The following is a 23,758-nucleotide window of genomic DNA, read 5'->3' on the forward strand; positions in this document are numbered from 1 at the left end:
CGATAAATTCTCCTCTGAGGTTGTAAATACGCGTAATATTGGCACGGAAGTTCCGCTCGGAAATATAAGTTAATCAAAAAATAATCTGGCCGCATGGCCGCAAGGAGTAGAGATGCGCATAGCAGACTGGAAAATCGGTACCCGACTGGCGGCGGGCTACGCGCTGCTACTGCTGCTGTTGGCGGCGGTAGCGTTGATGGGAATGCAGGGGCTGCGACAGTCCAATGCGGCAATGCACCACGTGGTCGATGTGAATGCCAAAAAAATTAGCTTGCTGGAAGAGATGGCGTCAGCAATTCACGTGGTATCGCGCGTCGTGCGTACCGTGGCGCTGCTGCAGGACCCGGCCCAGGAGCGCATCGAGCACACAAAAATCGATGTCGCCCGACGCAAATACGATGCGGCCTTTGCTGACCTGGCTAAAATGCCGCTCGACCAGACTGGCAAGGCATTTGTGGCCGCCATCGCCGAGGACGCCAAACAGGCGCGTACCCTCAACGATCGCTATGCGGCACTGGCACACGGAGAGCGCAGCGTAGCGGTGCAGTTTCTGTTGCAGCAGGCTGCGCCTGCCACCGCCCGCTGGCAGGACGCGCTGCACGGCTTCATCGTACTGCAGGATAGAAAAAACCTGGAGGACGAAGCACGTGCCGGGGCTGCCTACGAGACGGCGATGACCTGGATGCTGACACTCAGTGGTGCCGCGCTTTTGCTCGGGTCCATGTGCGGCTGGATCATCACCCGCTCGATCACGCGGCCCATTGCGCGCGCCGTGCAGATCGCCCAAAGCGTCGCCTCCGGTGACCTGACCGTCGACATCGTGGTGGTGGCGTGCGACGAGACCGGGCAGCTACTGGCTGCCTTGAAGAGCATGACCGACAGCCTGGTGAATATTGTCGGCCAGGTCAGGGTCGGCACCGAGACGATTGCCCATGCGGCCGGCGAAATCGCCACCGGCAATCTTGATCTGTCCACGCGCACCGAACAGCAGGCGGCCTCGCTCGAAGAAACCGCCTCGGCGATGGAGGAACTGACCAGTACCGTCAAGCAAAATGCCGGTAATGCGAGCCAGGCCAATGCGCTGGCCGACAAGGCGACCGATGTGGCATCGCGCGGTGGCACGATCGTGCAGCAGGTGGTCAGCACCATGGGCTCGATTAACGACTCATCGCGCAAGATTGCCGACATCATCGGCGTCATCGATGGCATCGCTTTCCAGACCAACATCCTGGCACTCAATGCAGCCGTCGAGGCGGCCCGTGCCGGCGAGCAGGGTCGTGGCTTCGCCGTGGTCGCATCCGAAGTGCGCAACCTGTCGCACCGCTCGGCGGCGGCGGCAAAGGAGATCAAGGAACTGATCGCCGATTCGGTGGGCAAGGTCGATGCCGGCTCCAGGCTGGTGGGCGAAGCCGGTACGACGATGGATAGCGTGGTCGACAGCGTCAAGCGGGTGGCCACGATGGTGGCCGAGATCAGCGCCGCCAACGATGAGCAGTCGATCGGCATCGAACAGGTCAACGAGGCCATCATCCGGATTGACGAGACAACGCAACAGAACGCGGCGCTGGTAGAGCAGGCGGCCGCGGCGACGGCCTCGATGCAGGAGCAATCGGACCGACTGGTGCAATTAGTGAGCATCTTCAAATGTGCCACGCCGGCGCGGCTGGTCGCGCTGGCCGGCATCAGGCCAGCACGGCCGGCCTTGCAGTCTCTCTAAGCTGCGCTGCCCCTGTCCGACACCGGTATATCCGCACCACCTTAGCAATCAACTTACTGTCATGGAGCTAGCTTGAAAAATCGACTGCACCCCTTTTTTGCCCTTACACTTTGCCTGGCTGGCAGCGTGGGCAGCGCCGCCACGCCGGACCACCATGCGCACTGGGCCTATCAAGGCAAGGCCGGCGCGTCGCACTGGTCTGAACTCGATCAGGTGAACGTCGCCTGCACCCTCAGCAAAGAGCAGTCACCGATCAATATCGATACAGCGCGGGCCCACAAAATGCCGCTGGCGCCACTGGCGTTCAGCTATCGGGCCGGCACGGCGCAGGTGAGCAACAACGGCCACACGATTCAAATCACACCGGAGCCCGGCAACGTGTTCAAGGCCGGCGACGAGAGCGCCGAACTGCTGCAGTTTCACTTTCATACACCGAGCGAAGAAAAGGTCGACGGCAAACGCTATGCGCTGGTGGCGCACTTCGTGCACAAAAACGCGGCCGCCGAATTGTCGGTGGTGGCGGTGCTGTTCAGGGTCGGCAAGGCCAATCTCGCGCTGGCCCCGATTTTCGCGTCCTTGCCGCGTGAGGGTACGCAGCGTGCACTGGCCAGCTTCAACCCGGCCGATGTGCTCCCGGCAGATCATGCCTATTTCAAGTTCCGCGGCTCGCTGACCACCCCGCCATGTACGGATGGGGTGCGCTGGCAAGTGCTGCGCGAGCCGGTCGAGATCTCGCGCGCACAACTGGCGGCCTTTCGCAAACTCTACCGGATGAACGCGCGCCCCGAGCAGCCCTTGAACGGCCGGGTTGTCGAGGTCAGCGAATAGCGGAATCGACGCTTATCCTGCCACTGGCAAGCTGAGCGTTACTGCCAGCCCGCCACCGGCCCGGTTCTCGACCTCGATCGCACCGTCATGCGCATCGACGACCCGGCGCGCAATGGCCAGTCCGAGGCCGTGGCCGTCAACGCTGTTGGCGGCGCCGTCGACTTGCTGGCAGCGGAAGAAAGGTTGAAACAGCGACGCCAGGTCGTCCGGATGCACCCCCGGGCCGCGGTCGCAAACGGCGATATTGACCCGCGAAGCGGCCCGCGTGACGCCAATCTCGACCACGCCAGCGCCGTGTTTGATGGCGTTGCGCACGACGTTTTCGACTGCACGCCAAAGCAAATCAGGGTCGCCGCTGACGGTGATGCCGTCGACGGCAGCGACCACGATACTGGCGCCGCTATTGGACGATTCGAAGCGCGCGTCGTCGGCGATTTGCCCGACCATTTCACCGATGTCGATCGGTTCCCGATGTTCGATGCGCTGGTTCGCTTCCAGCCGCGAGAGCGTCAACAATTCGCCCACCAGCTTATCCATGCGCACGCTCTCACGCTCGATCCGGTCGAGCGACGAGGCCAGTTTGTCCGGCTGCTGGTGGGCCAGGCCAATGGCTGCCTGCAAGCGCGCCAGCGGCGAGCGTAATTCGTGCGACACGTCGTGCAGCAGGCGGCGCTGGCCATCGATCAGGTTGCGCAGCTGTTCGGTCATGCGATCGAAGTCGCGCCCGAGGTCACGAAATTCATCGCTGCCGCCGGCCTGGTCGAAGCGCGGCGCCAGATCCCCTTTTGAGGCGGCATCAAAAGCGCTGCGCAAGGCGCGAATCGGGCGCGAAAAATACCATGCCAGCAGCACCGCGAACAGCAGGCTGGCCAGGGTCGCACCGATCAGCGGGAAGATACGGCCGACCCGGTAGCCAAAGAACATCGGGCCACCCGGCGGCCCGCGCATGGCGTCACCCGGGCCCGGCCCGCCCAGCGCGCCGCCCATCATCGGGCCGCCAAACGGATCGGGCGGACCACCGGGCGCTCGCTCGCGTTGCTGCCCCGCCTTGCTCACCAGCGGGCCCACGCCCGCTTCGGTGCGCATGTCGAAGCGCGGCACGAAGGCCAGATAGCGCTGGCCGTCGGGCGCCAGCAGCGAGCGCACGGCCGCACGCGGGCTGGCTTGTTTGAGCTGGGCGGCGGCACTGGCGCGCAGTTCGGCCGGCACGCTGCGCCCCAACAGTTCGGCACCATCGGCATCGAGCAGGTAGACCGTGTGGCGGCGCATTGCCTGCACCATTTCGCGCAGCGCCGGCACCCCGCCGTGTTTCAGCGTCAGGCCGGCCGCGTCCAGCAGGAACTGGGCCTGCATGCCGGTATCGAGTTCGGCCGCCTCCACCCGATGGCGGGCCTGATCACGCAGCCAGAAAGCGCCGCCGATGCCGACCGTCGCCGCAACTTGCGCCAGCAGGATCGACAGGAAGAACTTCCAGAACAGGCGGCCCATCAGTTGCGTCCCATGCTTACTCGCGAATCAGCTGGTAGCCCAGGCGGTACACCGTTTGCAGGCACGAGCGGCCGTCCGAGAGCAAGCCCAGTTTATGGCGCAGGCTCGACAGGTGGACATCGATATTCCGGTCGAAGCGCGCCAGCGGACGGCCCAGGCCCTGTTCCGACAAATCGTTCTTGCTGACCGGGCGCCCGGCATTCCGGGCCAGCACTTCGAGCAGATTGAATTCGGTGCTGGTCAGTTCCAGCGGCACGCCGTCCCAGCTGGCGCGGCGCTGCTCGGGCAGCATCGTCAGTTTGCCGACCGACAGCGTGATGCCGCCGGCTTCATCGTGGGGCAGGGCGTTGGTGCGGCGCAGGATGGCGCGCACGCGCGCCGTCAATTCGCGCGGGGTGCAGGGTTTGGTGACGTAGTCGTCGGCGCCCAGTTCCAGGCCGAGGATGCGATCGGCGTCGTCGCCGCGGCCGGTAAGCATGAGCACCGGGATACGGCTGCGCATGCGGATGCGGCGCAGCGTTTCGATGCCGTTCAGGTGCGGCATCATCACGTCGAGCACCGCGATGGCGTATTTGCCTGTGAGCGCTTCGCGGGTGCCGTTCACGCCATCGTGGGCGCAGGTGACGGAAAAGCCTTCCTGTTGCAGGTATTCCTGGAACATTCCGACCAGTTCGACGTCGTCGTCAATTAAGAGTACATGGTTCATGCGGCCATCATAGCAAAGGGGGTGTGGCCAGCGTGTCCCGCTTTACGTCGATTTACACCCGGCTAACAGCGCTTTACATGGTGGCGCGTGACAATTGGTGCTTGTTCAGAAGAGGAAGCCCCATGAAAGCATTCACCTTGTTGGTCCCCGTTTTGCTCGCCGCCAGCCTGGCCACCGCCTCGCTCGCGCAAGCACAAGCCTTCCCGCCGCCGCCGCCAATGGGCGAACGCGGCCCCGATCGTGACGACGGGCCCGGCCCCGGCCGCGGTCCCGGCATGCTTCCCCACGGCGTGAAGCTGAGCGAAGCCCAGCAGGACAAGCTGTTCGCACTGCACTACGCCGCCGAGCCGGCCCGGCGCGAGCGCGAGAAAGCCATCCGCCGTGCCCACGACGCCCTGCGCGCGATGGGCGAAAGCGGCAAGGTCGACGAGGCAAAAGCCGCCATGTTGGCGCAAACCCTGGGCCAGTCCATCGCCGCCCAAGAACTCGACCACGTCCGCGAGCAGGCGCAGTTCATGGCGCTGCTCACGCCCGAGCAGCGCGCCGCGATGCAGCAAGACCGTGACAACAAGCCGGGCAAGCGCGGTCCGGGAGCACGTCCTTGAACCAGACCATGCAAGCACACCAGGAGCCCGGCATGGACCACGCTCACCACACCTTGTTTGAGGATGTCGCGAAAATGCTGACGCTGGGGACGGACCGGCGCCAGTCGATGCGCTGGCTGCTGGCCGGGGCGGCGTCGCTGCAAGGCTGCGGCGCTGGCGGGAGCAGCGGCAGCACCGCCGCCACCCTCGGCACCACCACCACGACGACGACCACTACCACCGCCAGCAGCGCCTGTGCCGTGATCCCGGAGGAGACCGGCGGTCCGTACCCGGCCGACGGCACCAACAGCGCCGCCGGCGGCGTGGCCAACGCGCTGATCCTCGCCGGCATCGTGCGCAGCGATATCCGCACCAGCGTCGCCACTGCCAGCGGCACGGCGCCGGGCGTGCCCTTGACCATCAAGCTGAAAGTGGTGAATGTCGGGGCCAGCTGCGCCAGCGCGGCCGGCGTCACGGTCTACCTGTGGCACTGCGACCGCGACGGAAATTACTCTCTGTATTCGAGCGGCATCACCGGCGAAAACTACCTGCGCGGCTTGCAGGAAGCCGACAGCGACGGCAATGTGACCTTCACCACGATTTTCCCGGGCTGCTACAGCGGGCGCATGCCGCACGTGCACTTCGAGGTGTACCCGTCGTTGGCCAAAAGCACGCTGGCCGCGAACCGCATCAAGACCTCGCAGTTCACGTTTCCGGCGGCCATCATGAGCGAGGCGTACGCGGCCACCGGCTACAGCGCCAGCGTGCGCAACCTGGCCAACATCACGCTGGCGACCGACAATGTGTTCAGCGACGGCGTGTCGCTCCAGAGCGCGTCGGTCACCGGTTCGGTGGCGCTCGGTTACGTCGCCACGCTGCAGGTAGGCGTTTCCCTCTAAAGTCGGCGCGCCAGGGGCACGAGGGCCGGATTACAATCGGCCATCACTTTGACCCGGCGCGCCATGACCAAACCCCTGCTGCACTTCACCCACGGGAACAGCTACCCGGCCGGCACCTACCGCCAGTTGCTGGCCGCGCTGGCCGTCGACTTCGACGTGCGCAGTGTCGACATGCATGGCCATAATCCGGCTTACCCGGTAACCGACAACTGGCGCCTGCTGGTCGACGAACTGATTCATCGACTGGAAAGCTACGGCCAGCCGGCGATTCTGGTCGGCCATTCGCTCGGTGGCATGCTGTCGATGATGGCGGCGCGCCAGCGGCCCGAGCTGGTGCGCTGCGTGGTGATGGTCGACTCGCCCGTGGTGGCGGGTTGGCGCGCCTGGCTGTTGCGCCTGTTCAAGCAGGGCGGCTGGACCGACCGTTTCTCACCGGCCAGATTTTCCGCCAGGCGGCGCCACATTTTTCCCAACCGGCAAGCCGCATACGAGCACTTTAACGCCAAGCCGATCTTTGCTGCGTGGGCGCCGGGTGTACTGGACGACTACCTCGATCACGGCTTGCAGCCACACCCGGAGGGCGTGCAGCTGCGCTTTTCGCGCGACGTCGAAAGCGAAATCTACCGCACGCTGCCGCACACGATGGGGCGCGCGCTGGACGGCAAGTATCCGGTGCCGATCGGCTTCATCGGCGGCCGCACGTCGGCCGAGTTGCGCCAGGCCGGCGCTGCGGCAACGCGCAAGCTGGTGGGCGACAGGCTGGTGATGGTCGACGGCGGCCACCTGTTCCCGCTGGAGGCCCCGCAAGCGACCGCAGCAGAGATCAGGCAGATGATTGCCCGCCTGCTGGCCTGATAACGCTCGGCGGGGCGGTGGATTTCGCGTAAAATCGCCGCATTTTCCAAGCAACTATTTAGGTAAAGCTATGACAATCAAAAGCGACGCATGGATCCGCCGGATGGCCGAATCGACCGGCATGATCGAACCCTTCTCGCCGACCCAAGTGCGCGAGCAGGACGGCAACCGGATCATCTCCTGGGGCACCTCCTCGTACGGCTACGACATCCGCTGCGCCGACGAATTCAAGATTTTCACGAACATCAACAGCACCATCGTCGACCCGAAGAATTTCGATTCGAATTCCTTCGTCGATGTGAAGAGCGATGTCTGCATCATCCCGCCGAACTCGTTCGCGCTGGCGCGCACCATCGAGTACTTCCGCATTCCGCGCAATGTGCTGACCGTCTGCCTCGGCAAATCGACCTACGCGCGCTGCGGCATCATCGTCAACGTGACGCCGTTCGAGCCAGAGTGGGAAGGTTACGTGACGCTGGAGTTTTCCAACACCACGCCGCTGCCGGCCAAGATCTACGCCGGCGAAGGCTGTGCGCAGGTGCTGTTCTTTGAAAGCGATGAAGTGTGCGAAGTGTCGTACAAGGACCGCGGCGGCAAGTACCAGGGGCAGGTGGGTGTGACCTTACCGAAGGCGTAAAAACGCGCAATAAAAAAAGGGCCGGTAGCGCTTGTGCGCTACCGGCCCTTTCTGTTTCTTCTGCAGTCTTTTTATGGATTCTTCACGCAGTCGACGAAATACCCCATTTTTCCATCCACTTCACGCTTGACCAGCCCGTGCACATCGGTCTCGAAGCCGGGGAACTGCTCGTTGAAATCGCGTGCGAAGCGCAGGTAGTCGACGATGATCTGGTTGAAGCGCTCGCCCGGGATCAGCAGCGGAATGCCCGGCGGGTAAGGCGTCAGCAGGATCGCCGTGATGCGTCCTTCCAGGTTCTCGATCGATACGCGCTCAATCTCGCGGTGCGCCATCTTGGCGAACGCGTCCGACGGCTTCATGGCCGGTACCATGTCCGACAAGTACATCTCGGTGGTCAGGCGGGCCACGTCGCGCGACTTGTAGAAATCGTGGATCGACTGGCACAGGTCGCGCAGGCCGCGGCCTTCGTAGCGCGGGTTGGCGGCCGCGAAGTCGGGCATGATGCGCCACATCGGCTGGTTCTTGTCGTAGTCGTCCTTGAACTGCTGCAGCGCCGTGACCAGGGTGTTCCAGCGGCCCTTGGTGATCCCGATGGTAAACATGATGAAGAACGAATACAGCCCGCACTTCTCGATGATCACGCCGTGTTCGGCCAGGTACTTGGTGACGATCGAGGCCGGAATGCCGGATTCGCCGAACACGCCGTCCAGGGTCAGGCCGGGTGTGACGACGGTCGCCTTGATCGGATCGAGCATGTTGAATCCCGGCGCCAGCGGGCCGAAACCGTGCCAGTCGTCTTCGGCGCGGATCATCCAGTCGTCCTGGGTGCCGATGCCTTCTTCACTGAAGGTGTTCGGGCCCCATACCTTGAACCACCAGTCGAGGCCGAATTCTGCATCGACCTTTTTCATGGCACGGCGGAAGTCCAGCGCTTCGAAGATCGATTCTTCTACCAGCGCGGTACCACCCGGCGCTTCCATCATGGCCGCGGCCACGTCGCACGAGGCGATGATGGAATACTGCGGCGAGGTCGAGGTGTGCATCAGGTAAGCCTCGTTGAAGGCATCCTGGTCCAGTTTCACCGACTCGGATTCACGCACCAGCACCTGCGACGCCTGCGACAGGCCGGCCAGCAGTTTGTGGGTCGACTGGGTCGAGAAGATCATCGACTCTTTCGCGCGCGGGCGGTCGCGCCCGATGGCGTGCATGTTCTTGTAAAAATCGTGGAAGGTGGCGTGCGGCAGCCAGGCTTCGTCGAAGTGCAGGGTGTCGATTTTGCCGTCCAACATTTCGCGCAGCGTTTCGACGTTGTACACCACGCCGTCGTAGGTCGACTGCGTGATGGTCAGAATGCGCGGCTTCTTGTTGACCGCTTCACGGGCGAACGGATTGGCTTCGATCTTGCGGGCGATCGATTCGGGCGTGAATTCTTCCAGCGGAATCGGGCCGATGATGCCGAGGTGGTTGCGGGTAGGCATCAGGAACACGGGGATCGCGCCGCACATGATGATCGAGTGCAGGATCGATTTATGGCAGTTGCGGTCGACCACGACGATGTCGCCCGGCGCCACGGTGGAGTGCCAGACCATCTTGTTCGAGGTCGAGGTGCCGTTGGTGACGAAATAGCAGTGGTCGGCGCCGTAGATGCGGGCGGCGTTGCGCTCCGACTTGGCGACCGGACCGGTGTGGTCCAATAATTGTCCGAGTTCTTCGACGGCGTTGCAGACGTCGGCGCGCAGCATGTTTTCGCCAAAGAACTGGTGGAACATCTGGCCGATCGGGGATTTCAGGAACGCCACGCCGCCCGAGTGGCCGGGGCAGTGCCACGAGTAGGAGCCGTCGTTGGCGTAGTTGACCAGCGCGCGGAAGAACGGCGGCGCCAGGCCATCGAGGTAGGATTTTGCCTCGCGGATGATGTGACGCGCGACGAATTCCGGGGTATCTTCAAACATGTGGATGAAGCCGTGCAGTTCCTTGAGCACGTCGTTCGGGATGTGGCGGCTGGTGCGGGTTTCGCCGTAGATGTAGATCGGGATGTCCGCATTCTTGTGGCGGATTTCCTTCACGAACGCGCGCAGGGCGGTGAGTGCGAAGTTGGTCTCTTCCAGGCTGCCGCCGCCGAATTCCTCGTCGTCGATCGACAGCACGAAGGCCGAGGCGCGCGACTGCTGCTGCGCGAACTGGGACAGGTCGCCGTAACTGGTTACGCCGAGCACTTCCATGCCTTCTTTTTCCATCGCGTCAGCGAGCGCACGAATGCCTAAACCCGAGGTGTTCTCGGAACGGAAATCTTCATCGATGATGACGATTGGAAAACGAAATTTCATGGACAGCTCCAAAGCGCAGCGCCGTGGAAGCGGCCAGCCGGTCTGGCTGGCCGCCGCGCACGGCAGCAATAAAAAGAGTGGCGGATTTTCTCAGAAATCGCCGCGTACTGGGGTAAAACTTGTGAAAAACTTTATCGAGCTTAGCCAGTTCGGACCGATCCTGTAGCACGCTAGTGTGCAGCAGCGTGCGTCGGTGCGCCGTGTTGCCCGCCCATGGCCAGCGGATCGACGTGGAACCACGCAAAAGCGCCCAGCGCGAAGCCGACCAGCGCAACGGCATAGGTCACGCCCAGCAGCCATTTGCGGCGCGTGAGCAGCGTGATGGCGGCCAGCGAAATGGCGATCTGTTCGGCCGTGGTGGCAATCGCCCACTGGTGGTGATTGTGCATGGCGGCCTCGGACTTGTCGTTCCAGGCCTGCGATTTGGCTTCCCACGCGGTGGCTTCCTCGTTAATGGTTTTTTTCTGCGCCTCGTAACGCAGCGCTTCTTCCTGATAGTGCTTGCGGTCGACGCCGGGAATGGTCATGGCCAGTTCGGCCAGGTTCTGCCGGCTCGACTTGGCCTGGTAGTAGTTCCACTTGTTGGCCGCTTCGGTCTTGTCGATGGCCGCGTTGTTCTTGAATAGCGCCGCATCGTTTTGGGTGGCGCCGCCGAGATAGCCGAACAGCGCACCGACCGTGGCCAGAATCGCGGTCATGACGGCGATCCGGTTGGAAAAGCCGTCGGCGTGGCCGCCAGCGACGTGTTCGACTGCGTGGTCATGCGGGCCGTGCACGTGAAAACCTTCTGAAGACATGGTATTACTTTCGCTGGTAGGTGACGAAGGCGTAATCGTAACCGCTCGCGTCGGCGTGGTGGGCCTCGCGTGCGGTTTCAAGCCAGACTGCCGGGTCGATGGCGGGAAAGAAGGTGTCGCAGGTGAAGACCTGTGCTATTTGCGTCACGATCATCTGGTCGGCCATGGCCAGTGCTTCGGCAAAGATCTGGGCGCCGCCGATGATGCTGGCGCGTTCGCCGGCCAGCAGCGCGAGCGCGGCTTCCAGCGAGCCTGCCGTCTCCACGCCAGCGTGCGACCAGGCGGCATTGCGGGTGACGACGATATTGCGCCGTCCGGGCAGGGCGCGGCCGATCGAATCGAAGGTCTTGCGGCCCATAACGATCGGACGGCCCAGCGTCACGCGCTTGAAGTGCGCCAGGTCTTCCGGCAAATGCCAGGGCAATTTGTTGTCGATGCCGATGCCGTGGTTGGCGTCGATTGCGACGACCAGGGTCAGGTGCGCCATCAGACGGCCACCGGGGCTTTGATACCCGGGTGCGGGTCGTAGCCGACAATCTCGAAGTCCTCGAAACGGTAGTCGAAGATCGAAGCGGGTGTGCGCTTGATGCGCAGCTGGGGCAGCGGTTTCAAATCGCGCGCCAGCTGCGTGTCGACCTGCTCCATGTGGTTCGAATACAGGTGGCAATCGCCGCCGGTCCAGATGAAGTCGCCGACCTCGAGGCCGGCCTGCTGCGCCATCATGTGGGTCAGCAGCGCATATGACGCGATATTGAAGGGCACACCGAGAAAAATGTCGGCGCTGCGCTGGTACAGCTGGCACGACAGCTTGCCGTCGGCGACATAAAACTGGAACAGCGCGTGACACGGCGGCAGCTTCATGCGCGGGATGTCGGCCACGTTCCAGGCCGAGACGATCAGGCGGCGCGAATCCGGGTTGAACTTGATCTGGTCCATCACCTGACTGATCTGGTCGATGTGACTGCCATCGGGCGCCGGCCAGCTGCGCCACTGGTAACCGTAGATGGGACCGAGCTCGCCGTCGGCGTCGGCCCAGTCGTCCCAGATCGAGACGCCGTTCTCGACCAGATAATCGATATTCGTCGAGCCGTTGAGGAACCAGATCAGTTCATGGATGATCGATTTCAGGTGCAGCTTCTTGCTGGTGACCAGCGGGAAGCCGTCCTGCAAATTAAAACGCATCTGGTGGCCGAAGACCGAGCGCGTGCCGGTGCCGGTGCGGTCGGTTTTGATGGTGCCATGGTGTTTCACATGGCGCATGAGGTCGAGGTATTGTTGCATGGTTTTTATGGTGCGAAGAATGCCGCGATTGTAGCAGGCCAGCGCCGCGCTGCAGTGGGTGAGGGCGTTTGGCTGGCGCCGTGATCGGATCGATCCGATACGCAATTGCCCCCGTTGCCAGTTGCTACATGGTAGGCTCGGGCTGCCGCGTCGTTGATGAGTCTGCCTCGTCAGGTTTGGCGGTTGATCCAGGACCGCCAGAATCGGTCAACGGACTGCGCGCAAACGAGAATGGACTGGCATTAATGACAAGTACGCCCACTTATCGCGCGTTCAGAGCGCGTCTGGTCGCCGGCTTCGCGCTGCTGGTCGTGCTGCTGGCGGTCCTGCTGTATTCGAAAATTCAGGCGGGCTATGACGCGGCGCGCGCAGCCGCGTACACCCAAACCAAAAGCTTTGCCAATGCAATGAGTGCGCACGTGGCCAGCGAAATGCGATTGGTCGACTTGTCCCTGATCAGGTCCGCCGAAGCGCTCGGCGTGCTCGACCAAGCGAAGTTGACGAATGGCGCGCAGGTACGCCGGGTGTTGGCGTTGTCGGCCAGTGTCGTCGATGCCAATTTCTGGATTGACTTCGTGGACCTGCAAGGACTGGGCGTGGCCGCATCGAATGCGCTGCCGGTTGCCGGCGTCTCTTACGCTGACAGGGCCTATTTCCAGGCCAGTGCAGGCCGATGCGATGCAGGCCTGCATGTGGGCACGCCCGACATCGGGAGAGTATCGAAGCGCAAGCTGTTTTTTCTGAGCCGGCCAGTGTGCACGCCCGGCGGCGTGCTGCTCGGCGTGGTGGTCGCCTCGGTCGACGCCAGGGTGATCTCTACCGTCTTTGACAGCGCATTGATTCAGCCGACGCTATCGATCACCTTGCTGCACGGCAGCGGCCGCGTGATTGCGCGCGCACCACTGTTCGAGCGCGCGTTTGGGCAAGATATTCGCACGGCCGACTTTTACCGGAACTGGCAGCTGGCGCCCGCCGGAAGCTACAAGAGCCGCAGTGTCGTGGACGGCCAGATCCGGGTGGTCTCTTACCAGGCGGTCGGCCGGTTCCCGCTTGCCGTTGCAGTCGGCGTCGCCACCGATTCATGGATGGCGGCCATCCGCAACGATCTCGCGTTCGCGCTCGGCGCGCTGGCGGTGATCGCGGCCGCCCTGGTATTCAGCAGCCGATCCTTGTTGCGTTCGTTCAGGCGGGTGGAACGCAGCGACGCCGGTCAGCGCAGCGTCAACGCCGAGCTCAGAGCGACCCGCGACGATATGGCGCGGGTGGCGAAGCGCTTGCGCATGATCGCCGACAGTCTGCCGGCGCTGGTGTCGTACATCGACGCCCAGCAGCGCTACGTGTTTCACAACTCCTTTTATCATAACGTGCCGGGCGTGGATGTCGGGCGCATGATCGGACGCACGATGCGCGAGGTGCTGGGCCCCGAGATCTATTCGGCGATCGACGATCAGGTCAGGGAAGTGCTCACTGGCACGCAGGTGAAGTTCGGGCGCGCCATGAAGGTGGGGACGCTGGAGCGCTGGGTCGAGTATCACTTTACGCCCGATATCGACGCGTCCGGCGCGGTGCTGGGCTTTTACAGCATGGTGCTGGACGTCTCGCACACCAAGGAGGTCGAGGCGCGCCTGTCCGCGCTGGCGCGCATCGACAAGCTGACCGGGCTGCCCAACCGAAATCATTTGTATGAGCGCCTTGGCGAGGCGCTGGCGCGTTCGCGCCGCGGCGGGCGCCCTTGCGCTTGCCTGTATCTGGATATCGATCATTTCAAGGCGATCAATGACAGCCTGGGGCATGCCGGCGGCGACCAGGTGCTGGTGGAATTCGCACAAAGGCTGCGCGCGAGCGTGCGCGAGACGGATCTGGTGGCGCGCCTGGGTGGCGATGAGTTTGTCATTGTCATGGAGGGTGCCGATGAAGCGGGCGGGGCGCTGCTGGTCGCGGCCAACATCATTGCGGCGATGCGCGCGCCATGGATGATCGAAGGGGCACTGCGCACCATCTCCACCAGCATCGGGATCGCCATCTCGAAGACGCAAGACGACGTCGATGCGGTACTCAAAAATGCCGACCTGGCACTGTACGAGGCCAAGCGCGCCGGCCGTGGCGGTTTCGCGCTGGCCGGCCGCGCTTAGCCCGCCACGCAGGAAGCTGCGTCGGTGCCGCGCCGGGCTGAGAAAATGAACAGGGCGCCATCCACGTTGCGGGCCAGACTGCAGCATGGCGCCACAACAATCATTCAACAGAAAGGCAGCAGAACATGGAAAGTTTCGCCCTATGGCAGGCGCGGGTGGCGGAGGCCGGCCAGGCACACCTGTCTACGCTTGCACGGTTTGCGGCGGAAAATCCAAGCGTTATCAGGGCATGTACTGCTGCGGCAAGAAACGTGTTCCCAGCAGGTGAGCATTGCAGCGTCAGCGATCCCGTCATTGGCGCGATCGTATCAGCCAAGCGCCTCGGCGAACAGCGACAGCGCCCGCTTGACCAGCGCGTCGGGCATGTCCAGCAGGTTGTCGCCCACATATAGTTCGATGTAGCTGGTGTCCGGCAGCGCCGCGTGCGACGCGCGCGTGAACAGCCAGATTTTGTGCTCGGCGGCGATGGCATTGCGGATCGCCAGCGCGTGCGCGCGTGACACCGGCAGATGCAGGTGCAGCAGGTTCGCCTGCGGCTGCGCGGGGTTCACTCGCAGGACGGGGAAGTCCTTGAGCACCTCGGCCAGCCACAAGGTGCGGGTGTAGTACGCCGGCATGGCCGCCAGGCGCTGGTCGAACTGCATGGCGGCGGCCACCACATACGGCGAGCGATGGATCACATTGCCGCCCTCGCGGCGGAACCACTCGGCGGCACGGTCGACGAAGTCGCGGCTGCCGGCCAGCATCGCACCGCCGAGGCCGCCGATGCCCTTGTAAAGCGACACGTACACCGAGTCGAAGCCGGCAGTGATCTCGCTGACCGTCTTGCCGTAGCCCGCCGCCGCTTCCCATAGCCGCGCGCCATCCATGTGCAGGTGCGCACCACGCCCGCGCACGTGCGCTTTCAAGGCCTCGAGCTCGTCCCACGGCGTGCTCTGGCCGCCGATTTCACGCATCGGGATTTCAATGCCGACGGCGCCGAGCCGGTCCGGTACCGCGGCCAGATCGGCCACCGTCCACGGGCGATAGCGTTCGCCCACCGGCAACGCGCTGAAATGGTTCAGCAACTGGTAGTTGGATTTTTCGTGGACAAAGATGTGCGAGGTCGGATGCAGGGCGACCAGCGCGCGCTGGCGGTCGGCGCAGGCCAGGCGCAGCGCCGTCACCTGCGCCATCGTGCCGCTGATGCAGAATACGGCGGCCTCGAAGCCGAGGGTGGCGGCGATTTTCTGTTCGAATGCCCCGATCAGTGCGCCGGCGCCGTAGATGTCGTGGGCGTTGACGTCGTTGGCCTCGCACCAGGCCGCCATCGCGCGGAACATCTCGGCCGGCGGACGGGCGCGGTGGCCGGGGAAGACAAGGGTGGATTGCTGTTGCAGTTCGGCGTCGGTCACGTGGCGGCTCCTGGTGGGAGCGCCAGTTTAACCGAGCTTAATGCGAAATGGCGAGCCGACTGGTGGGCGCCGCGAGACGGCTGTCGGCCCGATTCTCGGCCAGCTTGAACAAACGCACCGACTGCGCCAGTTCGGCCGCCTGTTCCTGTAGCGCTTCGGCCGCGGCACTGGCTTGTTCCACCAGGGCCGCGTTCTGCTGGGTCACTTCATCCATCTTGCCGATCGACTTGTTGACGTGCTCGATGCCGCCGGTCTGCTCGATGCTGGCGGCGCTGATCTCGGCCATGATGTCGGTCACGCGCGAGACGCTGGCCAGCACTTCATCCATCGTCGCGCCGGCGCCGGCCACCAGTTTGCTGCCGGCGTCGACCTGGTCGACCGAGGCGCCGATGAGCTGCTTGATTTCCTTGGCGGCCGCAGCGCTGCGCTGGGCCAGGTTGCGCACCTCGGACGCGACCACGGCAAAGCCGCGGCCCTGTTCGCCGGCCCGGGCTGCTTCGACCGCCGCGTTCAGCGCCAGGATGTTGGTCTGGAAGGCGATGCCGTCGATGACGGATATGATGTCGACGATCTTGCGCGACGACTGGTTGATCGATGCCATCGTGTCGACCACTTTGGCCACCATCGCGCCGCCTTGCTGGGCGACTGCCGACGCGGACAGCGCCATCTGGTTGGCCTGGCGGGCATTGTCGGCATTCTGGCGCACGGTGACGGTCAATTCTTCCATCGACGAGGCGGTGGCGGCCAGGTTGGCGGCCTGGTCTTCGGTGCGGCTGCACAGGTCCTGGTTGCCGCTGGCGATTTCCTGCGAGGCGATGGCAATTTGCTCGGCACCGTCGCGCACATCGCCGACCACCATGGAGAGTTTGCGGCTGATGCCGTTCATGGCGGCGGCCAGGCGGCCGATTTCATCCTGCTGGCCGGCGTCCATCGAGACGGTCAGGTCGCCATCGGCGATCAGCATGGCCGAATCGCGCGCCCGGGTCAGCGGCCGGGTGACGGTGGCGCGCACCAGCAGGAACAGCAGCACGGCGAAGACCACCAGTGCCACCAGGCCGAACGTGATGTAGCGGTTGCGCAGTTGCGTCGATTCAGCCGTGATTTCGTCGACGTAGCTGCCGCCGACGATCACCCAGTTCCACGGCGCGAACGGCACGTAGCTGACGCGCTTGTCGCGCGGGTGGGTGTCGCCCAGTTCGGCGTTTTGCCATGGGTAGACAATGGTGCCGGTTTTCTTTTCCAGGATCTCGCGGATGTAGGTGTGCCCGTTGGCGTCCTTGTTGTCGATGATATTGCTGTCCTGCTTGAGCGGGTGCACCACCAGGTTGCCGAGCGCCTTGCCGGGTGCCGAATTGAGCACGAAGTAGTAGCCGGTCGTGCCCACTTTCAGGGACTTGATCTTGTCCTTCAGGGCCGTGATGTCCTTGGTGATGTCGACGCCGACGAACAGGATGCCGATCACTTTGCCGGAGGCGTCCTTGATCGGGTCGTATTGCGTCATGTACTGCTTGCCGAACAGCGTCAGCAGGCCGGAGAACGGCTGGCCGTCGCGCATGCGTGCGTAGGCGGCGCTGGTGCGGTCGAGCACCGTGCCGACGGCGCGCTCGCCTTTTTCGTTTTTGAGCGAGGTCGAGACGCGCACGAAGTCGTCGCCACTGGCCGCGAAGACGGTGGCGCTGCCGCCGGTCATTTTGGTGAACTGGTCAGGAACGCTGAAATCGAGGTTGACCGGCTTGCCGCCGTGCGCCAGGGTCGGCACCGATTTGCCGGCCACGTCGACCATCGCGGCCGGATCGAGCGTGAACGCGCCCGAAAACTCGCTGGCCAGCAGGTTGGCAAACGAGGTCGCTTCGCTGCTGACGGTGAGATGGAACATGCCAACCATGTTCTGCACGCCGCGCAGCTCGCTTTGCACGTTCTCCTCGCTGCGGGTGGTGAGCATGGTGGCGGTGGTGTGGCTGATCATCCAGATCAGGCCGCCAAGTATCACCCCGACCAGTGCGAATGTAAATGCCGTGATCTTGGTGCCGACGCCCCATGTCGACATGTTGGTTGCCTTCTTGAACATACTAATCCTGTATTGAGTTGCGTAATTAGGCACAAGATACAGGAGCTTGGCCACACGTTATAGTAAAGAAACTAATTGGAGTGCAAATAGTCACGAATTGTTGCACTTGGGTATCATTTTAATGTCGCGATGCCAATATCGACATTATGGAATTGCAATGCGGCCAGGTTGGCGTAAATGCCACCAAGCGCTACCAGCGACTTGTGGGTGCCGGTTTCAACGATGCGCCCGTCGTCCATCACGACGATCCGGTCGGCGCGCTGCACCGTCGCCAGGCGGTGCGCGATGATGACCGTGGTGCGCCCGACCATGGCCGCTTCCAGGGCGCTTTGCACCAGCCGTTCGGATTCGGCGTCGAGTGCGCTGGTGGCTTCGTCGAGCAGCAGCAGCGGCGGGTTTTTCAGCAGCGCCCGTGCAATCGCGATGCGCTGCCGCTGGCCACCCGACAGGCGCACGCCGCGCTCGCCCAGGAATGACTGGTAGCCCTCGGGCAGGCGCTCGATGAATTCATGCGCGGCGGCCAGGCGCGCCGCCGCGATCACTTCGGTGTCGGTCGCATCAAAGCGGCCGTAGCGGATGTTTTCCATCGCATTCGCCGAAAAGATGATCGTATCCTGCGGCACGATGCCCACCGCATCGCGCAAGGTGTGCAGCGCCAGGTCGCGGATGTCGACGCCGTCGAGCGTGATGGCGCCCGATTGCGGATCGTAAAAGCGCAGGAATAGCTGGAACAGGGTGGTCTTGCCGGCGCCGGATGGGCCTACCACAGCCACCGTTTCGCCGGGCGCAATGGCCAGCGACAGGTGGCCCAGGGCGGCGGTCTCAGGACGGGATGGATACGAAAACGTCACGTCGTGCAGCGCCAGCGCAGCGCCGCCAGCAGTCCGTTGTGGCAGCATTTTCGGCGCCGCCGGGTCCTGGATCGGCGACTGCACCGCCAGCAGTTCCAGCAGGCGCTCGGTGGCGCCGGCGGCGCGCTGCGCTTCGCCCAGCACCTCGGACAGCGCGCCGATAGCCCCCGCCACGATCGAGGCGTACAGAATGAACTGGCCGAGGTCGCCGCCGGTCATGGCGCCTTCGAGCACCGCGTGCGCGCCCAGCCACAGCACGAACACGATGGTGCCGAATACCAGCACGATCGCCAGCATCGTCAGAAAGGCGCGCGCCTTGATGCGCTGCATGGCGGTGTGGAAGGCGCTTTCGACCGAGCTTGAGAAGCGCGTCGATTCGATGTGCTCGTGCGTAAACGCCTGCACGGTCGGCATGGCATTGAGAATTTCGCCGGCCATGGCCGAGGCGTCGGCGATGCGGTCCTGCGAATCGCGCGAGAGCGTGCGCACGCGCCGTCCGAACAGCACGATCGGCACGATCACCAGCACCAGCAGGGCCAGGATGATCGACGAGAGCTTCACGCTGGTCACGAACAGCATCACCAGGCCGCCGCTGAACAACAGCGTATTGCGCAGCGCCAGCGAGATGCTGGTGCCGACCACCGACTGGATCAGCGTGGTATCGGTGGTGATGCGCGAGAGGACTTCGCCGGTCTGCGTGGTTTCGAAAAATTCCGGACTCTGGTTGACGACGTGGCGGTAGACCGCGGCGCGGATGTCGGCCGTGACGCGCTCGCCCAGCCACGACACCATGTAAAAGCGCGCCGCGGTCGCCAGGGCCAGCACCGTCGCCACGCCGAACAGGGCGAGGAAGGTGGCGTCGACGTGGCGAATGCTGCGCACCCCGGCCGAGGCGCCGAAACCGAGGTCGATCATCTGTTTGAAGGCATACGGAATGGCCAGCGTGGCGCAGGCGGCCACCACCAGCGCGATGCCGGCGAAGACGAACTGGCGCCGGTACGGGGCCAGGAACGGCAGCAGGCCGCGCAGGGCGGAGAGGGCGCCTTTGCGGTCGGCGTCGGTGGTGTCGGCTTTGGAATCAGTATTGCGGTTACGCTGGGTCATCGGTCAGGGTTCTTGTTCTGTGGTTCAAATGGGATTACAGCTTGATTGCCTGGAGGTAGCCAGTGAGCTCGAGGTAGCCGTGACCAGCCGGGACGCCATCGCGCTCGACCTTGATCGCGCCTTCCCAATAGACGGCGCCGGTGGAACGGCGCGAATCGAGTTCCTGGTCCGGCTGCAGCGGCGTGATGCGCCACTGCGTCGCGCCGGTGGTCAGAACGGTCGCCACCGGATACACGGCTTCGGTACGGGGCGACTGCCAGTGCTGGAACGGTTCAAAGCGAACCTGGTCGGGTGTGAATTGCGTCACCTTGCCAGAGCGGTCGCGCAAGGTCGCGTGCGCCCATATTTTACTCCCTTGCCTGTTGCGCACCTGGAAAGCCATCAGCGCGCCGCCGTCGTCGAGATTCGCGCCGATCCAGTCCCAGCCCGAAGCGTCTGGCTGCAGGGCTTCGCTCGACCATTCGTGGTCCATCCAGGCGCTGCCGGTGACTGTCTGCGCGGGGCCGTTCGTGTGCGCAACCTTGCCGGTGACCGTCAGTTGCGGCTCGCTGTAGTAATAGCTGGCGTGCTGCGCGGCCGCGCCTTTTTGCGAGTAGCCGTTCACGCCCTGCAGCAACACAGGCTGGGACGGGGTGAGCGTCAGGTCGAACGTCATCTGGCTGGAACGCACCTGCACCGTGTAGCGGCCGTCGGCGCCGCGCACCATGTGCCAGTCATCGAGTTTCACGTCCAGGTTGCCGGTGCGCGCATACGCGAGGCCAAAACCGGCGCGCGCGCTGCGCTGGTCGTGCAGCAGATGGCCCACAGCGGGATCGGACAAGGCTGCGTGGCCGATGATGAGTTGCTTTGCCGCGAAGGCACTGGGATTGGCCTGATCGACCCCAGTCCGGCTGCGGAAGAACGTCACCTGGAAGCCGAGCGGCTTGCCATCGGCGGTTTTCAGCCAGCCGGTGACGTACCACCACTCGGTGCGGTAGTCGGGATGCGCGCCAAAGTCGGCCGGAAAGGCCAGCGTGCGCTGGGGCGTGACCGGTGTGTAGATTGGTGGAGCGGCAGTGGCCGCCTGCATCACGCACAACCACAGGATCAACAAGATGCGCATTACCAGTCCTCCCTGACGGCGCGAATCGGCCCACCGGACAAGGCGTAGCGGCCTGACACCAGCGCCGTGGCCACCGAGGCACCCACCAGCACTGCCGCCACGCTGGCCAGTAGCGGCCACGGCATGTGCAGCTGCATGGTCCAGTGGAACGATTGCGGGTTGACGACATACACCAGGATCAGGCTGATGATCAGGCCGAGAATGAAACCGCAGGCCACGCCCAGCAGCGTCAGCGCGCCGCCTTCGATGGCCAGCATGCGCAGGATTTGCGCGCGTGTGACGCCCACGTGGCGCAGCATGCCGAATTCGCGCGCGCGCGCCAGCGTCTGCGCCGAGAAGGTCGCGGCCACGCCGGACAGGCCGATGGCAATCGCGATCGCTTCCAGTAGATAGGTGACAGCGAAGCTGCGGTCGAAGATCTGCAGGCTCATGGCGCGAATCGTCCCCGGCAGCGCCAGTTGCAGGGCCGGGCCGAAGGGCAGGGTGCGCAGGCGCTGCTGCAGCTGTTCGGCCGTGGCGCCGGGCGCGGCCCACAGCGCGGCGTCGCTGACCTCGTTGTCGCCGGTGAAGGCGCGGTAGTCGGACAGGCGGATCTGGATCGACCCCGATTGGGTGCTGTAGTCGCGCCAGACGCCGGCAATGAACAAGGTCCGCAGCGCGCCGCCCAGCGGCAACGCCAGGGTGGCGCCGACACGGGTGCGGTACAGGTCGACCATGGCCTCCGATACCCAGACCGGTTGCGCGCCGGCCGGAATGGCGGCGCTTGGGCCGACCAGGACCAGCAGCTTGCCCGGATCCTGCGCATCGATGTCGCGTGCGATCAGCGTCACGGCTGGCCGACTGGGGTCGAGCTGGATCGGCCGGCTGCGCAGGAACTGCACGCGGGCGACACCTGCAACGGCTGCGATGGCGGCCTGCTCGCGCGGCCCCAGTGCAGCACTATTGCCGCTACTGCCGCTGCGCAGATACAGGTCGGCCGGCAAAATGTGCCCCATCCAGTCGTCCACCGAGACCCTGAAACTCGACACCATGATGCCCATCGCGACCATCAGGCTGAAACTGGCCAGCACGCCCCCGAGCGCAATCGCGGCCTGGCCGGATGCGTTGGCCAGGCGCGCCATCGTCAGCGCCAGCACCGGCGCCGGCAAGGTCTGGCGCTGAACCATCAGATTGCATGACTTGAAGACGGTGGCGGCAAGGCGCGGCATCAGCCCGATGCCGCCGACCAGCAGCAGCGCGATGGCGAGATAGCCGAAGACCGGTAATTCAAAAATGGGCGGGAGGCGTGCCAGCAGGGCGGCCACGGCCAGGCAGACCAGCGACGGCCAGACCCGCGACAGGCGCGCCAGTGCGGCTTCGTCGCTGCCCGATTTGAGGGCGATGGCCGGCCGCGCACGGGCCGCTTCCAGCGCCGGCGTGACGCACCCGAGCAAGGCCACGCCGAGTCCCAGCCCGAAGAACACCAGCGCGGCGACCGGCGTGAACGCCACCTGCGGACGCACGCCGGCAAAGTAGCCGGCGCCAAGGTCGCCCCCGAACCAGTACAGCGCGGCGGCAGCCAGGCCATAGCCGGCCGCAATGCCCAGGCCCGCACCGACCACGCCCAGGGCCGCGCCTTCATGCAGCACCTGGCGCAGCAGGGCGCCGCGCTCCATGCCCAGCACGCGCAGCAGCGCGAACTGGGAGCGCCGCCGCATGACCGATAAGGCCTGGGTCGAGAACACCAGGAAGGCGCCGGTGAACAAGGCCACCAGCGCCAGTACCGTCAGGTTGACACGGTAGGCGCGGCTGAGGCTATTGTTGCGGCTGTCCTGGTCGTCGTCGTTCGGCTGCGCGACCGTGAAGCGGCCGGGATAGTCGCGTTCGAGGGTGGCCGCGAGCGTGCGCACGAAGGTGGCGCGGTCGACGCCGTCACGCAGTTTCAGGTCGACCCGCGACAGTTTGCCGAGCCGGTTGAAGCGCCATTGCAGCGCCCCGATGTCCATCACGGCCATCCGCTGGCCGGCGCGCGCATGCTGCATGGTGCCGGCCACGCGCAGGGGCAGGTCGGCGCTGCCGGCGCGCAGCAGCACGCTCGAGCCGGGACTGGCATTGAGCCAGGCCATTGCGGCGGGCGACAGGAACAGCGCGTCGTCGGCCAGCACGTCGCTGGCGGCGCCGCTGGCGGGCACGCCCAGCAGGTCCGGGGAAACCAGGCCGGCGCGGAATGCATCGATGCCGACAATGTTCAGCGCGCCGCCGGTCCCCAGTGCCGCGCCCGGCAGCGCCGCCGCAATGTTCAGCACCGGCGACGCGACCACCACGCCATCGACTTGCGCCAGGCGCGGATAGATGGCTTCGTCGAACAGCGTTTCGCGGCCGCTCACCTGGACGTCGGCCTGGCCCGATAAACTCTGGATCGCGCTGCTGAATTCATTGAATGCGGCGGCATTGATCAGGTGGATGGCAAAGCCCATCGCCACGCCGACTGCGATGGCGAGGATGGCGAGCAAGGCGCGTACCGGGTGGGTGCGCCATTCCCCCAACAAGAGCCAGCGTGACAGGGTATTCAGCTGGGACACTCCAGCGCCATGGCCTGGGCCTGGCGGCGGGCCTTGCGTTCAAACGCCGCGCTGGTGTTTTTACTGGCGCTGCGCACATCTTCGCGGGCCCATTGCTGGCGCAGGCGCAGGCGGTCGCATTTGATTTTCTGGCCAGCTGCGGCGCGCCGGGCACGCTGCTGTTCCTGCCGCTCGGCGGCGTCGGCGAGGACGTCGCGCAGCGTCAATTGCTGCGCCAGCGCGTGCTGGCGCGCCAGGCGGGCGGCGGTTTCGGGATCGGCGGCCGGGGTGGGTGCGATGGCCAGTTCGCTGGCGACACCGCTGGTGCACGGACGGTCGCCATACGAGGGCTTGCCGTCCACCATACATTTATGCATCGTTTGCGCCGAGGCCGAGGCCAGCACCGCGCACGCCGCTATCGCAGGCAATAATTTGTTCATGGTATCGC

At 64.5% G+C, this 23,758-nt stretch carries 20 protein-coding genes; 8 read left to right on the forward strand and 12 right to left on the reverse strand.

The window, feature by feature from the left end:
• Positions 1 to 112: 112 nt before the first annotated feature.
• Both V6M87_RS05995 and V6M87_RS06000 read left to right on the forward strand, forming a co-directional pair.
• Positions 113 to 1,717: a methyl-accepting chemotaxis protein gene (locus V6M87_RS05995; RefSeq protein WP_332875683.1), complete on the forward strand. Its 1,605-nt coding sequence runs from the start codon at positions 113 to 115 to the stop codon at positions 1,715 to 1,717.
• Between the two features lie 72 nt (positions 1,718 to 1,789).
• Entirely contained in the window at positions 1,790 to 2,545 is a 756-nt protein-coding gene (locus V6M87_RS06000; RefSeq protein WP_332875684.1) for a carbonic anhydrase, read from the forward strand.
• Between the two features lie 12 nt (positions 2,546 to 2,557).
• Here the strand turns inward: V6M87_RS06000 and V6M87_RS06005 are convergent, their stop codons facing one another.
• Positions 2,558 to 4,033, reverse strand: a complete 1,476-nt coding sequence (locus V6M87_RS06005) for an ATP-binding protein (RefSeq protein ID WP_332875685.1) — start codon at positions 4,031 to 4,033, stop codon at positions 2,558 to 2,560.
• A 16-nt stretch (positions 4,034 to 4,049) separates the two neighbouring features.
• Positions 4,050 to 4,739, reverse strand: a complete 690-nt coding sequence (locus tag V6M87_RS06010) for a response regulator transcription factor (RefSeq protein WP_332875686.1) — start codon at positions 4,737 to 4,739, stop codon at positions 4,050 to 4,052.
• Positions 4,740 to 4,861: 122 nt separating this feature from the next.
• Between V6M87_RS06010 and V6M87_RS06015 the strand changes: the two genes are divergently transcribed.
• The 4 genes from V6M87_RS06015 to dcd all read left to right on the forward strand — a co-directional run bounded on the left by V6M87_RS06015 (position 4,862) and on the right by dcd (position 7,714).
• Positions 4,862 to 5,344, forward strand: coding sequence for a Spy/CpxP family protein refolding chaperone (locus V6M87_RS06015; RefSeq protein WP_332875687.1), 483 nt, complete (start codon positions 4,862 to 4,864; stop codon positions 5,342 to 5,344).
• 32 nt (positions 5,345 to 5,376) lie between these two features.
• The gene (locus V6M87_RS06020) at positions 5,377 to 6,222 is read left to right on the forward strand and encodes a dioxygenase family protein (protein WP_332875688.1); all 846 of its coding nucleotides are present in this window, start codon (positions 5,377 to 5,379) and stop codon (positions 6,220 to 6,222) included.
• 63 nt (positions 6,223 to 6,285) lie between these two features.
• Entirely contained in the window at positions 6,286 to 7,077 is a 792-nt protein-coding gene (locus V6M87_RS06025) for an alpha/beta fold hydrolase (protein ID WP_332875689.1), read from the forward strand.
• Between the two features lie 70 nt (positions 7,078 to 7,147).
• A complete protein-coding gene (dcd, locus tag V6M87_RS06030) occupies positions 7,148 to 7,714 on the forward strand; it encodes a dCTP deaminase (RefSeq protein ID WP_332875690.1) in 567 nt (188 codons plus the stop codon).
• Positions 7,715 to 7,785: 71 nt separating this feature from the next.
• Here the strand turns inward: dcd and V6M87_RS06035 are convergent, their stop codons facing one another.
• Entirely contained in the window at positions 7,786 to 10,041 is a 2,256-nt protein-coding gene (locus V6M87_RS06035) for an arginine/lysine/ornithine decarboxylase (protein WP_332875691.1), read from the reverse strand.
• Between V6M87_RS06035 and V6M87_RS06040 the strand changes: the two genes are divergently transcribed.
• Entirely contained in the window at positions 10,040 to 10,207 is a 168-nt protein-coding gene (locus V6M87_RS06040) for a hypothetical protein (RefSeq protein ID WP_332875692.1), read from the forward strand. The two genes, V6M87_RS06035 and V6M87_RS06040, sit on opposite strands and share 2 nt — an antisense overlap.
• Positions 10,208 to 10,211: 4 nt before the next feature.
• On the opposite strand, the gene V6M87_RS06045 is transcribed toward V6M87_RS06040, so the two are convergent.
• The 3 genes from V6M87_RS06045 to V6M87_RS06055 are packed head-to-tail and all read right to left on the reverse strand — an operon-like array spanning position 10,212 to position 12,119.
• Entirely contained in the window at positions 10,212 to 10,838 is a 627-nt protein-coding gene (locus V6M87_RS06045; RefSeq protein ID WP_332875693.1) for a DUF4337 domain-containing protein, read from the reverse strand.
• 4 nt (positions 10,839 to 10,842) lie between these two features.
• Positions 10,843 to 11,325 carry a dihydrofolate reductase gene (locus V6M87_RS06050; RefSeq protein ID WP_332875694.1) on the reverse strand — a complete coding sequence of 161 codons (483 nt, stop codon included), beginning with the start codon at positions 11,323 to 11,325 and terminating at the stop codon, positions 10,843 to 10,845.
• Entirely contained in the window at positions 11,325 to 12,119 is a 795-nt protein-coding gene (locus V6M87_RS06055) for a thymidylate synthase (RefSeq protein ID WP_332875695.1), read from the reverse strand. The genes V6M87_RS06050 and V6M87_RS06055 overlap by 1 nt, the downstream gene beginning before the upstream one ends.
• 245 nt (positions 12,120 to 12,364) lie before the next feature.
• Between V6M87_RS06055 and V6M87_RS06060 the strand changes: the two genes are divergently transcribed.
• On the forward strand, positions 12,365 to 14,251 hold the full coding sequence (locus tag V6M87_RS06060; protein WP_332875696.1) for a sensor domain-containing diguanylate cyclase: 1,887 nt from the start codon (positions 12,365 to 12,367) through the stop codon (positions 14,249 to 14,251).
• Positions 14,252 to 14,559: 308 nt separating this feature from the next.
• Here V6M87_RS06060 and V6M87_RS06065 read toward each other — a convergent pair whose 3' ends face one another.
• The 6 genes from V6M87_RS06065 to V6M87_RS06090 all read right to left on the reverse strand — a co-directional run bounded on the left by V6M87_RS06065 (position 14,560) and on the right by V6M87_RS06090 (position 23,750).
• On the reverse strand, positions 14,560 to 15,645 hold the full coding sequence (locus V6M87_RS06065; RefSeq protein ID WP_332875697.1) for a threonine aldolase family protein: 1,086 nt from the start codon (positions 15,643 to 15,645) through the stop codon (positions 14,560 to 14,562).
• A gap of 37 nt (positions 15,646 to 15,682) precedes the next feature.
• Positions 15,683 to 17,713: a methyl-accepting chemotaxis protein gene (locus V6M87_RS06070; RefSeq protein ID WP_332875698.1), complete on the reverse strand. Its 2,031-nt coding sequence runs from the start codon at positions 17,711 to 17,713 to the stop codon at positions 15,683 to 15,685.
• 113 nt (positions 17,714 to 17,826) lie between these two features.
• Positions 17,827 to 19,668, reverse strand: coding sequence for an ABC transporter transmembrane domain-containing protein (locus tag V6M87_RS06075; RefSeq protein WP_332875699.1), 1,842 nt, complete (start codon positions 19,666 to 19,668; stop codon positions 17,827 to 17,829).
• A gap of 34 nt (positions 19,669 to 19,702) precedes the next feature.
• Complete coding sequence (locus V6M87_RS06080; RefSeq protein ID WP_332875700.1) at positions 19,703 to 20,770, reverse strand: lipocalin-like domain-containing protein; 1,068 nt, start codon at positions 20,768 to 20,770, stop codon at positions 19,703 to 19,705.
• Positions 20,770 to 23,331: an ABC transporter permease gene (locus tag V6M87_RS06085; protein WP_332875701.1), complete on the reverse strand. Its 2,562-nt coding sequence runs from the start codon at positions 23,329 to 23,331 to the stop codon at positions 20,770 to 20,772. The genes V6M87_RS06080 and V6M87_RS06085 overlap by 1 nt, the downstream gene beginning before the upstream one ends.
• The gene (locus V6M87_RS06090) at positions 23,319 to 23,750 is read right to left on the reverse strand and encodes a DUF4124 domain-containing protein (protein ID WP_332875702.1); all 432 of its coding nucleotides are present in this window, start codon (positions 23,748 to 23,750) and stop codon (positions 23,319 to 23,321) included. The genes V6M87_RS06085 and V6M87_RS06090 overlap by 13 nt, the downstream gene beginning before the upstream one ends.
• Between the last annotated feature and the right edge of the window lie 8 nt (positions 23,751 to 23,758).

It is taken from the genome of Massilia sp. S19_KUP03_FR1 (assembly GCF_036688685.1).
In the GTDB taxonomy this organism is placed as follows: Bacteria; Pseudomonadota; Gammaproteobacteria; order Burkholderiales; family Burkholderiaceae_D; genus JALYUM01.

Coding starts and splice junctions, on each gene's coding strand:
- V6M87_RS06020 (WP_332875688.1), top strand. CDS start 5,377: ATGGACCACGCTCACCACACCTTGTTTGAGGATGTCGCGAAAATGCTG.
- V6M87_RS06055 (WP_332875695.1), bottom strand. CDS start 12,119: ATGCAACAATACCTCGACCTCATGCGCCATGTGAAACACCATGGCACC.
- V6M87_RS06075 (WP_332875699.1), bottom strand. CDS start 19,668: ATGACCCAGCGTAACCGCAATACTGATTCCAAAGCCGACACCACCGAC.
- V6M87_RS06050 (WP_332875694.1), bottom strand. CDS start 11,325: ATGGCGCACCTGACCCTGGTCGTCGCAATCGACGCCAACCACGGCATC.
- V6M87_RS06070 (WP_332875698.1), bottom strand. CDS start 17,713: ATGTTCAAGAAGGCAACCAACATGTCGACATGGGGCGTCGGCACCAAG.
- V6M87_RS06040 (WP_332875692.1), top strand. CDS start 10,040: ATGGACAGCTCCAAAGCGCAGCGCCGTGGAAGCGGCCAGCCGGTCTGG.
- V6M87_RS06025 (WP_332875689.1), top strand. CDS start 6,286: ATGACCAAACCCCTGCTGCACTTCACCCACGGGAACAGCTACCCGGCC.
- V6M87_RS06035 (WP_332875691.1), bottom strand. CDS start 10,041: ATGAAATTTCGTTTTCCAATCGTCATCATCGATGAAGATTTCCGTTCC.
- V6M87_RS06005 (WP_332875685.1), bottom strand. CDS start 4,033: ATGGGCCGCCTGTTCTGGAAGTTCTTCCTGTCGATCCTGCTGGCGCAA.
- V6M87_RS06015 (WP_332875687.1), top strand. CDS start 4,862: ATGAAAGCATTCACCTTGTTGGTCCCCGTTTTGCTCGCCGCCAGCCTG.
- dcd (WP_332875690.1), top strand. CDS start 7,148: ATGACAATCAAAAGCGACGCATGGATCCGCCGGATGGCCGAATCGACC.
- V6M87_RS06045 (WP_332875693.1), bottom strand. CDS start 10,838: ATGTCTTCAGAAGGTTTTCACGTGCACGGCCCGCATGACCACGCAGTC.
- V6M87_RS06080 (WP_332875700.1), bottom strand. CDS start 20,770: ATGCGCATCTTGTTGATCCTGTGGTTGTGCGTGATGCAGGCGGCCACT.
- V6M87_RS05995 (WP_332875683.1), top strand. CDS start 113: ATGCGCATAGCAGACTGGAAAATCGGTACCCGACTGGCGGCGGGCTAC.
- V6M87_RS06010 (WP_332875686.1), bottom strand. CDS start 4,739: ATGAACCATGTACTCTTAATTGACGACGACGTCGAACTGGTCGGAATG.
- V6M87_RS06060 (WP_332875696.1), top strand. CDS start 12,365: ATGACAAGTACGCCCACTTATCGCGCGTTCAGAGCGCGTCTGGTCGCC.
- V6M87_RS06090 (WP_332875702.1), bottom strand. CDS start 23,750: ATGAACAAATTATTGCCTGCGATAGCGGCGTGCGCGGTGCTGGCCTCG.